11 protein-coding genes are annotated in these 11054 nt (G+C 48.0%); 6 read left to right on the plus strand and 5 right to left on the minus strand.

What is annotated here, in order from left to right:
- Positions 1 to 98: 98 nt before the first annotated feature.
- From PSHG_RS23155 to PSHG_RS23180, 6 genes are all read left to right on the plus strand, one after another.
- Entirely contained in the window at positions 99 to 980 is an 882-nt protein-coding gene (locus PSHG_RS23155) for a MurR/RpiR family transcriptional regulator (RefSeq protein WP_235782113.1), read from the plus strand.
- 319 nt (positions 981 to 1299) lie between these two features.
- Complete coding sequence (locus PSHG_RS23160; RefSeq protein ID WP_010278417.1) at positions 1300 to 2565, plus strand: ArnT family glycosyltransferase; 1266 nt, start codon at positions 1300 to 1302, stop codon at positions 2563 to 2565.
- Positions 2566 to 2714: 149 nt separating this feature from the next.
- Positions 2715 to 3938, plus strand: coding sequence for an MFS transporter (locus PSHG_RS28795; RefSeq protein ID WP_010278419.1), 1224 nt, complete (start codon positions 2715 to 2717; stop codon positions 3936 to 3938).
- A 205-nt stretch (positions 3939 to 4143) separates the two neighbouring features.
- On the plus strand, positions 4144 to 4923 hold the full coding sequence (locus PSHG_RS23170) for an MgtC/SapB family protein (protein ID WP_010278422.1): 780 nt from the start codon (positions 4144 to 4146) through the stop codon (positions 4921 to 4923).
- A gap of 152 nt (positions 4924 to 5075) precedes the next feature.
- Positions 5076 to 5897 (plus strand): Cof-type HAD-IIB family hydrolase, encoded by an 822-nt coding sequence (locus PSHG_RS23175; protein WP_010278424.1) that lies wholly within the window; start codon positions 5076 to 5078, stop codon positions 5895 to 5897.
- A 195-nt stretch (positions 5898 to 6092) separates the two neighbouring features.
- Positions 6093 to 6629 carry a glycerol-3-phosphate responsive antiterminator gene (locus PSHG_RS23180; RefSeq protein ID WP_010278427.1) on the plus strand — a complete coding sequence of 179 codons (537 nt, stop codon included), beginning with the start codon at positions 6093 to 6095 and terminating at the stop codon, positions 6627 to 6629.
- A gap of 202 nt (positions 6630 to 6831) precedes the next feature.
- On the opposite strand, the gene PSHG_RS23185 is transcribed toward PSHG_RS23180, so the two are convergent.
- The 5 genes from PSHG_RS23185 to PSHG_RS23205 all read right to left on the minus strand — a co-directional run bounded on the left by PSHG_RS23185 (position 6832) and on the right by PSHG_RS23205 (position 11002).
- A complete protein-coding gene (locus PSHG_RS23185) occupies positions 6832 to 7464 on the minus strand; it encodes an ABC transporter permease (protein ID WP_010278429.1) in 633 nt (210 codons plus the stop codon).
- Between the two features lie 36 nt (positions 7465 to 7500).
- On the minus strand, positions 7501 to 8403 hold the full coding sequence (locus tag PSHG_RS23190; RefSeq protein WP_010278431.1) for a glycine betaine ABC transporter substrate-binding protein: 903 nt from the start codon (positions 8401 to 8403) through the stop codon (positions 7501 to 7503).
- A gap of 62 nt (positions 8404 to 8465) precedes the next feature.
- On the minus strand, positions 8466 to 9134 hold the full coding sequence (locus tag PSHG_RS23195; protein ID WP_010278433.1) for an ABC transporter permease: 669 nt from the start codon (positions 9132 to 9134) through the stop codon (positions 8466 to 8468).
- A gap of 2 nt (positions 9135 to 9136) precedes the next feature.
- Positions 9137 to 10285, minus strand: coding sequence for a betaine/proline/choline family ABC transporter ATP-binding protein (locus PSHG_RS23200; RefSeq protein WP_010278435.1), 1149 nt, complete (start codon positions 10283 to 10285; stop codon positions 9137 to 9139).
- 240 nt (positions 10286 to 10525) lie between these two features.
- Complete coding sequence (locus tag PSHG_RS23205; RefSeq protein ID WP_392392034.1) at positions 10526 to 11002, minus strand: DUF2179 domain-containing protein; 477 nt, start codon at positions 11000 to 11002, stop codon at positions 10526 to 10528.
- Between the last annotated feature and the right edge of the window lie 52 nt (positions 11003 to 11054).

Genomic DNA, 11054 nt, shown 5'->3' on the forward strand with positions numbered 1-11054 from the left:
TCGGACAAGGAATACTGTTATAATAGTATAAGCGAATGAAAGTACAATTAGTTGAACTTATAAAGCCATATATCCTTGAGAAGGCTATATGGTAATTCATGGACGAAAAGAGGGATCACAGCATGATTTGGGGCGGATTGGTCAGTCTCAGAGAAGCTTTAAGCACACTAAAGCCTATGGAGCAGAAGGCAGCCAAATATATACTTGAGCATCCGGATCAAGTGGTACATTTGTCCGTACAAAAGCTTGCGGAGCTGGCTGGCGTAAGTGTAGCCACTATTGTACGGCTTTCCCGTTCTTTGCAGCTTAAAGGCTTCCAGGAGCTCAAAATTAAAATTGCAGCCGATCTGGCTCAAATGACTAAAAAAACGAATTCATATCAAGAAATCCAAATGGACGGATCGACGAGCTCACTCATTGAATCTATCTCCCATAATAATATTCAATCCATTCAGGACACCATGTCTATTCTCCGAACCGAGGAAGTAGAGAAGGCTTTCTCCATTATGGGAAAGGCGAGAAAAATATGTGTATTTGGAGTCGGTGCCTCCGCGGTAATAGCTGATGACTTCAAGCAAAAGCTGACCCGGATTAACCGTTGGTGTGAAACCGCTTATGATTTTAACTCCATGGCTACTCTGGGGGCAAATTTGACGAGTGCGGATGTTGCCTTTGGCATCTCCTACTCCGGTTTGACTGAAGATATTATCCAAGGACTTTTAGTGGCGCAAAAAAGCGGGGCTACGATTGTTTCGCTAACGAAATTCGGCTCCAATCCGGTGAGCGAATTGGCGGATATCTCCTTGTTCACCAGCTCCCTCGAGCAAAGCATCCGGAGTGGGGCGATGGCATCGAGGATTGCCCAATTAAATGTTATCGATATTCTGTATGTGGGCATAGCGAGCCAAAATTACGAAGAGAATATAGTGGCTCTGGAAAAAACAAGGAACGCTGTAATCGTTTCCAAACGAAATCATTAAAACGAAATCGTTAACTAAGCTAGAGCCAAACAGGAAGCGGGCAGAATAGTTAGGCGAACCGATATACGTTAAAAGCAAAAACCCGATCATCCCAAGCGTACACCTATGGCGGCGTCCGTCAGGCGACAACGGCAGAGCAGCTTATGCCAAAAGCTTAAAAGGCCCCCTTTACGGGAATACTCCTAAAAAAGCTTCATCTAACAACAGCCGCACCTGAAGATATGTGTTATTGAAATGAGCCGCGAAGCGATGGATGATCGGAAACCGTTCAGCACGCGGCTGTGCATGCTGGGATTAACGGGAGGACGAAGGCTTCCTTATGTATGGTTTGCGAATTTATTCAAATCGGTGGGCCTACCGCGTGCTGGGCTGGGTTTTAGGGATTTCTTTAGTCCTAAAGCTTATTTTGGTGCTGACCTACGGCCCTGCTTATATATATCACTCGGATGACCGTGAATATTTGCGCTCGGCTCAAATATGGCTGGAAACCGGAATGTTCACCTATAATGATCCTGAACGGCCAACGGTTTTTATTACACCAGCCTATCCGGGTATAATTGCTCTCCTCATGAAGGGTTTGGGGCCGGGTATAGCTCTAGAGCAATCGGTCCGGATCATTCAGACTTTGCTGATCACTCTTTCACTTCTGTTGTTGTTTAGGATCGGTCAGAAAATAGTAGGGACTCCGGCTGCCTTATGGGGGACATGCCTTGCTGCTTTATATCCTCCATTATGGCTTGTCAGTAATATGATTTTTACGGAGTCGCTTTTTATTTTTTTCCTTCTGCTGCTAATTGTAAGTGCCCTGAATGCTATGGAGCACCCGGGATGGCGTTCTGCGCTTATTTTTGGTTTAGTCTGGGCGGCTGCCGTATATATTCGGCCAACAATTGCATTGTGGCCAGGCCTGGTATGGCTGTGGATGCTGCGCCGCAAGCGGCTTCCCTTCAAACTGCTATTGCGATATGGGGCGGTTTGCGTCCTTATTTTCTGCTTATGCCTCTCTCCCTGGTGGGTACGCAATTATGAGGTGTCAGGAGGGGAATTTATTCCTTTGACCCGATCGGGTGGAAACCCGCTGCTGCTAGGAACATATCCGTATACGGTTCCCGCGATGTTTATGGATGAGCAGTTGAGCTGGCGCTCGGATAATAATTTATGGGAGCACGACCGCCAGGATACGAGGTCAGCTCTTGAGCGAATAGAGCATGGGTTTAAAGAACAGTTCTGGCTTTACTTGAGCTGGTACACCGCAGGTAAGTTTGCTTTGTTTTGGGGGGACGTGTTTTATTGGCTTCCTCTTCCCGGTGTGCCGCTAATCATTCCGATTCTCTATCATTACCTATTGGTAAGTTTGAGCGGCTATAGTTTATTCCGCCTGCGTTGTCAGGATAGGGCACAATTCATGCTCCTCCTGTTCGCTTACATGAGTCTGCTGCACATGATTTATTTGGCACATTCGCGTTATGCTCTACCGTTAATGCCCCTGCTATGTCTATTTGCAGGAGATACGATTCACCGGGTGCTGATCTATAGAGAGAATAGTCTAACAACTAGCGTAAAACCTCCAAATTCAGCTACTTAATATGCAGTGGAGAGAAAATACGCAGTTTTGTTGGAAAAAACGGCGGATTACGCCCTGTATCTCCTTTTCAGGGCTTTTTTGGCCGTAGGAAAAGTGCTCTCCGCCATGCTACCTTTAAGAAAAAGGGACTCCCGGAGAGAAGGGTCAGCTTGGGACTGGACGGGTCATTTCGCAAATTGCTGCTCATGAATGCCATGGCGTTCATCATTTTTATTTACATCGGGATTTTTGTGAACTTATATATTTGGGAGCAAGATCATAAAATCGCCGATGTAGCCTGGTTTAATCTGATTGTATTTGTGGCATGGGGAATTTCCTTTATGATAGGGGCTCGGCTGCTTAAGCGGCATTCGATTCGCCTCTTGTTTGGCCTGTCCGCTTTATCAGGGGGGTTGGCGTTTATTCTGCTTTCCTACCTGCAATTAGACAGCCGGTTACTCTGGATTGCCATTATCGCGATACCTGTCGGGATGATGTGGGGGTTCTTTTACTGTGCCCAGAATTTGAGTGTGACTACTTCAGGCAAAGGCAGTGATTTCGGAAATTTTTTTGCCGCTTCCAACACCATTTCACAAATCATGAATATGTCTGTTCCTCTGCTGTCTGCTCAGGTGATCTTCTGGTTCGGCTACTCGGGCTCGTTCACTTTGATGCTGTTGTTTGTTACCGGGATGCTGCTTACGGCGGCAGTGCTTCCAAAGCTTAGCCTGCGCGATTTAGCGGATTCCTCTCCCCGGCTGGCAGGCAAGCATCCTATGGCCATGTCTCAGGTGTTTACAAGGCCTGCCTTGAGATGGCTGATTCCGTCCTGCCTGGTTGCCGGCTTATTTCTTCAGTTCCAAGGAATTTTCGTCCTGCTGTTTACCTTTAGCATAACCGAGGACAAAATGTATATAGCGCTGTTAAACACGTTGTATACGGTCTCCTCGCTGGTGGCCCTGGCGCTGTACCGGAAGATACGCTTGCAGGAGCAGTCCTGGTTAATGGCCGCTATTTTGCTGCTTTCGGGAGGATTTTTGCTTATGCTGTACCCTGTGCCGATCGTACTCATCATTTCGAATGTATGCACGACAATGGGCATGTTCTATTTCGGTACGGTATGGAATGCCCAGCATTTCAGAGTCATTAGCGGCTTGCCGCCCGAGCATCAATCGAGAATGCTGGTTTGGCGGGAAGGCTTTATTTGCGGAGCTCGCTGTCTGATGCTAATTTTGATTTTGCCCATCAGCAATTTTTCCGGGGTTGCCTTTGTGCTGTTAATTGCGTTGGCCACCCTGTGCCTGTTCTCCATTCCCTTGTTTCAGAAGAAGCTGCTGGAGGATTCATCCGATACAGCCAAACCGCCCGTAAACGGAGGCTTGGAAGCGCCTTGAGCAGGGTTTGCAGGGCTAAGGGCAGGGGTTGACATAATGGCAAGTTAACCGCATAATAGAGCTAATATACGCCGATTAGGGTAGAGACGATGAGAAAACCCCTCCGGATACTTGACCTGTTCCAGGTTTAGTTCTGGAGTCCATCCATCGTCTTTTTTTAGTTCAATCCGTTAGTTCATTTTGTGTAGAAAGGAGCGGGTATTCTGTGCAAACGGCGATTTCGGACGTATGGTTTATCAGCTCCTGGGATTTGACCTTGCGCATTGTTCTTGCCTTGGTGCTCGGAGGGCTTATTGGGCTGGAGAGAGAATGGAGCAACCACGCCGCTGGATTCCGGACGCATATTCTTGTCTGTGTCGGTTCTGCATCGATTATGCTGTTATCCATTTACGGCTTTTCGGAATTCGTAAATGAATTTAACGTGCGTACGGACCCGGCTCGCTTGGCAGCTCAAGTTATTAGCGGAATCGGCTTTCTCGGAGCGGGAGCTATTCTGCGGACTGGTTCCAGTGTTTCGGGCTTAACAACCGCTGCCTCGATTTGGGTGGTGGCTGCTATCGGCTTGTCGGTAGGGGCAGGCTTTTATTATGCAGCCTTCCTAGTGACCGCCTTGGTGCTAATCAGTCTATTCCTGCTTAACAAGTGGGAGAAGCATATGCTCAGGCACCGGAGAAATCAGAAGATTTCCCTGAAGATTAAAGACCGCCCGGGCAGCCTGGGGGCAATTGCTACCACGTTCGGCAATTATGACATCCAGATCCGCAATCTGTCGATGGAGCATGAACATGATGATGCGCCGGACGATTCCGGTGATCACACGGTCAATCTGCATTTTACCCTTAAAATGAAAAACTCAGCCATGTTGGTTCAGGCTCTAGAGGAAGTGTCCGGGCTGGATTATGTATTGTCAGTGGATGCGGACTCATTAGAGGCTAAGAATATTCCAATTTCCGGACCGACCAGCGGCATGAATCAATCGCAATAGCGGCTCTCTTCCGGGAGGAGACGATGAGAAAACCGGCAGACAGCTCCTGCTTCTATAGGGATATAGCGGCAGGCTGCAGTCTGCCGTTTTTTTGTACCAAAAACAAATAGAATGAATTAACATACGCGGAAAAGGTGAAAGGAGCAAACTCTGTGCATCAAATACGGTTAATCGTTAGTGATCTGGATGGAACTTTGCTGTCTGCAGATCATACCCTGCATCCTGATGTAAGACAGGCAGTCAATCAGTTTATGGCGGCGGGCGGAGCCTTCACGATAGCAACCGGGCGGCCAAGCCTTACCGTTCGTACAGTGGCGGATGAACTGGGTATTGAGATTCCATTGATTTTGTGTAATGGATCGGTCATTGCCGATCATCATGAGATTTTGCACATGGTGCCGCTTGGCCTGGAGGGGCTGCTTCCCGCGATTCGCGATGCGGACAAGGAAGATATCGCAGTGCTGCTGTTTGAAGAAGAGCAAATCTCAGTGCTGAGAAGAAGCGCGACTATAGACAAATACGAGCATAAGGAAAAAGTACGCTGCCGTGTAGCGAATTTAACAGATGAGCGGTGGAAGCATGCTTCTCTGCAAAAAGTACTGTTTATTGGCGATATGGATAAGATCCAAGCGGTCTGGTCAGCTCATGAGCCAACTTATTCCCAAAGCTACGCCACCTTTCAATCGGAGAATGACTACTTGGAAATTGTGCCGGGCAACCAGAGCAAGGGAGAAGCGATGAAGCGCTTGGCGAATCATATGAACATCGATCTTAGTCAAGTGATGGCGATAGGCAATCAGTTGAATGATTTGGACATGCTGCTGCATGCCGGAATAGGCGTAGCGGTCAACAATAGTCATCCGCTTCTGAAGGAGAAAGCTGATTATGTGTGTTCACAGAGCTATGGGCAAGGGGTAGCTGAGGCGATTGCCCGATTTTGTGGAGGGGGTTCGCTCAGACGCAGCCTGGGATGAGTGGTCCATACGGCAGGATCGATAAACCTTTTAACGTATAAATACAAAGAACGAAGGAATCAGACAGCAGGCGGCTTCCAAAACCTTTTGCTTGAGTGAAGCCTGCATAATAGCTAAACTATAGAAAAGGCTTCTCGTCAGCAGGCTGCGAAGAAGCCATTCTCTATTCTATTTTTAAAGGAGAGGTCATCTCTAATGAGCAATCTGCCCATTATTGCAGCAGTAACCAAGAAAGAGCAGCTGGACGATTTGAAAAACAGTCGGGTCAAGGAAGTAATCCTAATGTCTGGCGATGTAATGAGTTTGGGGGATACGATTGCTCAATTACATGCCGTGGGCAAAGTGGTATACGTGCACATGGAAATGGTCGAGGGGATTGGGAGGGATGCGGCCGCTGTCGAATATTTGGCCAAGGTGTTTAAGGCGGATGGCATTGTTACGACCAAAAGCCATGCCATCTCTTCTGCGAAAGCGGTTCATTTAAAGACGATTCAGAGAGTTTTTGCCATCGATTCCGGAGCATTCGAAACAGCGGTGAAAATGATAGCGAGCAGCAAGCCGGATAAGGTAGAGCTGATGCCCGGTCTAATGCCCAGAGTCATAAGAGAAATGAAAAAAAGAATCGGCCGCCCGCTGATAGTAGGAGGGCTGATCCGCAACCGCGAAGAGATAGAAATGGCGGTAGAAAGCGGTGCTGATTACGTATCTATTGGTGACCCTATATTTTGGTAACGGATGGCGTTAGACCAGCGCTCCTTACATAACAGGGCTACCATCAGGGCAGAGATGGGGTAAGCGCTGATTGTGCCATAAGCTTCCGCTTGATTTTAACTGTCTGTTAGGTGTATTTGCATGAATCTCATAGGAAAACCGAATCACAGGCAGCGCCTTCCCCGCGAGAGGAGGAGGCGCTGTGCGCCGGGGAAGGGAAATCTTATTTTTTATCGAGCTTAACCTTCTTTTGCAGCTTGCCAAGCAGGTAATCAGAGATAACAGCCAGCATAGCAGCGGGTATGGCGCCCCCGAGAATGCGCATATTGTTGCGGTAGTTGATGCCGGAATATATTTCCCGCCCCAGCCCATCACCGCCTACAAATGGGGCCATAGCCGCTACGCCAATCGCAATGACGGCTGCTACCCGTATCCCCGTCATAATAAAGGGCAGAGACAGCGGGAACTGCACCTTCATGAGCACTTGCCAGGGACTCATTCCCACTCCGGTGCCGGCTTCCGTAATGCTGGAATCAATACCGGTCAAGCCAACGTAAGTATTGCGGATAATCGGCAGCAGGGAGTAGAGGAAAAGCCCGACCACTACAGTTTTGAATCCCAGACCCATCAAAATCATGATCATCACGAGCAGCGCCAGGCTGGGAATGACCTGGATGACATTAGCTACTGCCAAAATGACGGATGCCAGTCTTTTGCTCCGGGAACAAAGGATGCCAAGCGGCACACCTACAATAAATGCGAGAGCAACTCCGAACACCACCATTAATATATGATCATAAGTTAACCGAAGCAAATCGATCCAGTTTTCAGCTAAATATTGTTGAATTTTGTCCATAACAAATCCCCTTTATGAAGTACAGTGATAGCACGGTTAATCCAGGAGTCCGCGCTCCCTTAAAAATTCCCTGGCTACGGCTCGCTCGCTGCGCTGATTAATATCTACCTCGTAATTAAGGGCAGTCATCGTTTCCTCATCCAGTTGGCCAACCAGCAATTCAACAATGCCCTCAAGCTCAGGGTATTCTTCCAGAATTTCCTGACGTACGACAGGAGAGGCATCATAGGGCGGGAAGAACTGCCGGTCATCCGCGAGAGTAGCCAAATTAAACTCTACCAGTCGCGGATCCGTAGAATAAGCAAGGACGATGTCCACCTCGTTATTGGCCACTGCTTCGTATACGAGTCCGATTTCCATAGGAAAGGTTTGCCCGAATGATATGCCGTAATGCTCGGTAAACGCGCGATAGCCGTCATCCCCGCGCTCCAGCCAGCTGGTATCAACCCCGAGCCTCATCTCAGAAGCCACGGGCTCCAGATCGGATATTGTTTTCAATTGATGCTCATCCGCTACAGCTTGGCGAACAGTAAAGGCATAAGTGTTTTCAAAGCCGTAGGGGTCAAACCAGCGGAAGTTGAAGTATTCAAGAAACCCTTCTTGGGCTGTCTGCAGAACACCTTCTTTATCCGAGATATCCTGCTCGACCGGGAAGTAGTTGTTAAAAATTTCCCCCGTATACATGGTAGCCATATCCAATTCCCCGCGACTCATCGCCCGGATGATAACAGGAGTTGAAGTCAGATCAGGCATCGTTCTCACGCGGATATCCGTTTGATCTTCTATTAAGAGTTGGTACATGGCAGCCAAAATTTTGGTTTCGGTATAGGTCTGAGCCCCAATCTTAATTTCATTGCCAATGCCGCACCCCGAAACCAATCCTGCGGCAAGAAACAATACGGCTGCCATTCCTGGGCCCCGTTTCTTAAATTTATTCATACAATCCCCCCAAAAAAGGATGCGAAAGATAGATTAGTTGAGCATCTAATTCGATTTCATCATTATGGCTGATCCGACACGGTGTTCACGTTGACGCGATTGGCTACGGTTTTCTCTACACGTGCCAGTAAAAAGTCGGCGGCCAATGCTAGCAGTATGGACAACAAGGCTCCGGTTAGAATAAGCTCGCTGCGATTAACCGCGAGGCCCGACATAATGAGCTGTCCAAGTCCCCCGCCTCCGATGAGAGTGGCCAGCGTCGCCCAGTTAATAATATAAACGGTAGTTACCCTGACCCCGGACATAATGTAAGGGAAAGACAGCGGAAGCTGGATTCGGAAAATTCGCTGCGAGGCGTTGTATCCCATGCCCCGTGCCGCTTCGATTAAGGCAGGGTCAATCGCCTGAAATCCGGCGTACGTATTGCGCAGCAATGGCATTAACGAGTAGAGAAATAGAGCCATAATAGCCGGCTGTGTCCCGATGCCAAGCAGCGGAATCAGAATAGCGAGCAAAGCAAGGCTCGGAACAGTCTGTAGAATATTAGCAAGTGTGAATACAATGGAATTGACCCAGCGAATCCTATTGCCGACTAGGAGCACTGCAAGAGGGATGGCAATTGCACATCCCATAGCCATGGAAGTGGCGGAAAGGATAATATGTTCAAGCAGGGCTTTCCCGATATCGGGCAGCCTTAGCAGCAGAAATTCCCATAGCGATTCATCGTTCATAGTCAGGCCTCCCTTCCGCTGGAAGGATTCGGTGTGTAAACGTCAGCCATATGCTTAACCAGACTTCCCCGTGTAATCAAGCCAGCGAATTTATTCCCGTCCTTGACAACGGGGAGGTAGGGAAGACGATGTTCATCCATCAAATTAAGAGCTACAGAAAGGGAGGAACCTGAAGGGACTACATGCTCGAAGGGCTTCATAACTTGGGATAAGGTCGTTTCTTCCTCCTGAAAGCGGTCCAGGACCTGGAAGATGGAGGCGTGTCCCCGCAGCTCGTTATTTTTATCAACGATGACCAGCGAATCGACTTTATGCCTTTGCATCATTTTGATGGCCTCAGCCAAACCTCTAGTCGGAAATGCGGTTACCGGGTGATTAGCCATAACTTCGTCTACGGTAGGGATTTGATCCAGCAGATCGTCCTGCAGTCTTTTCTCACCGACAAAGCTTTTTACAAAATCATTAGCGGGGTGACGAAGGATTTGTTCGGGGGTGCCTTTCTGGACGATCTCTCCGTCCTTCATGATGACAATCATATCGGCAATTTTGATCGCCTCATCCATGTCGTGAGTAACGAAGATAATGGTTTTTTGCAGCTCTCCCTGCAGACGAATCAATTCATCCTGCAGCTGCTCCCGGCTGATAGGGTCCAAGGCGCTGAACGGCTCATCCATCAAAATAATATTAGGCTCTGCCGCAAGCGCCCTGATGACACCGATTCTTTGCTGCTGTCCGCCGCTTAGCTCGGAAGGGTAGCGGTCTTTGAAGATTTCAGGGTCAAGATTAACCATTCGCATCAGCTCATCTACCCGCTGGTTAATTTTTTGTTCGTCCCACTTCAGCAGCCGGGGAACAACCCCGACATTTTTACCGATGGTCATATGTGGAAACAGGCCGACATTTTGAATTACATAACCAATGCTTCTGCGCAGCTCAACGGGATCTTTACCTGAGATATCCTCCCCCTGAATATAAATTTTACCTTTGGTAGGTTGAATGAGCCGGTTTATTAATTTCATCGTTGTCGTTTTGCCGCATCCGCTTGGTCCTATCAAAACATTGATGCCGTTCTCAATGAACTCCAGATCGAGATTTTTAATCGCTACGAATCCGTCTTCGTAGGTTTTATTAACTCCTTCCAATCGAATCATTCAATAAACCACCCCAATACATTAGTTTGGTATGCTCTTGATTCCCATTATTAGGACAATCCGACCATAATTCGTAAGTATGGGAACAAAACTATCCTCTTATCTTACCCGGTTAGGTTCACAACGAAACAATATCCTTACCGAATCAAACGTACTATCCCTACTTTGCAGCAAAGTCAACTTAAACGTTCGTCTGTTTCGCAGCGAAGACACTCAAGCGCTTCGTCTATTTCGCAGAAGTCACCTCAAACGCTTCGTCCAAAAGCCGCCGCGGAAATATCGAGGTTCATAGGATATAACAAAAGCTTTAGGAGCCAGTTCGTTAATCGATTTTAATAACTTCTTTTCGTTCGCCCGCTTAGCCAGTACCTGCATGACAAGACGGGGGCCGTCCTTACCCTCAGCCAGCCAGCTGGTCACGCCGAATCCGCGCTCACGCAAAGTAACAGCCAGCGATGTACTGCCTGAATCGACCACAATTTGCAGGATGGAATAACCGAGCGCCATCCATTCCTCGATTTTGATCCCCAGCCAGACTCCGCTGCCCCAGCCGACGCAATAAGCAACGATATTCAAAGGATTATCGATATTGTTAAGAACAATCGTCAACCCCATCAAATATACAAACACTTCTACCATGCTGATAAAAGTAGCTAACACCCTACGGGCCTTCATGACTAGTATTAGACGAACTGTAGATAAGGATACGTAAATAATGTTAATAACGATAATCGTCAGGATGATAGTGGGCACAGACAATAGAACCACT

Source organism: Paenibacillus senegalensis JC66 (assembly GCF_000285515.1).
In the GTDB taxonomy this organism is placed as follows: Bacteria; Bacillota; Bacilli; order Paenibacillales; family NBRC-103111; genus Paenibacillus_L; species Paenibacillus_L senegalensis.

What these genes read in the sequence shown, in the direction of transcription:
- PSHG_RS23195 (WP_010278433.1), bottom strand. Translation starts at nt 9,134, where the DNA reads ATGAACGATGAATCGCTATGGGAATTTCTGCTGCTAAGGCTGCCCGAT.
- PSHG_RS23200 (WP_010278435.1), bottom strand. Translation starts at nt 10,285, where the DNA reads ATGATTCGATTGGAAGGAGTTAATAAAACCTACGAAGACGGATTCGTA.
- PSHG_RS23185 (WP_010278429.1), bottom strand. Translation starts at nt 7,464, where the DNA reads ATGGACAAAATTCAACAATATTTAGCTGAAAACTGGATCGATTTGCTT.
- PSHG_RS23190 (WP_010278431.1), bottom strand. Translation starts at nt 8,403, where the DNA reads ATGAATAAATTTAAGAAACGGGGCCCAGGAATGGCAGCCGTATTGTTT.
- PSHG_RS23160 (WP_010278417.1), top strand. Translation starts at nt 1,300, where the DNA reads ATGTATGGTTTGCGAATTTATTCAAATCGGTGGGCCTACCGCGTGCTG.
- PSHG_RS23180 (WP_010278427.1), top strand. Translation starts at nt 6,093, where the DNA reads ATGAGCAATCTGCCCATTATTGCAGCAGTAACCAAGAAAGAGCAGCTG.
- PSHG_RS23155 (WP_235782113.1), top strand. Translation starts at nt 99, where the DNA reads ATGGACGAAAAGAGGGATCACAGCATGATTTGGGGCGGATTGGTCAGT.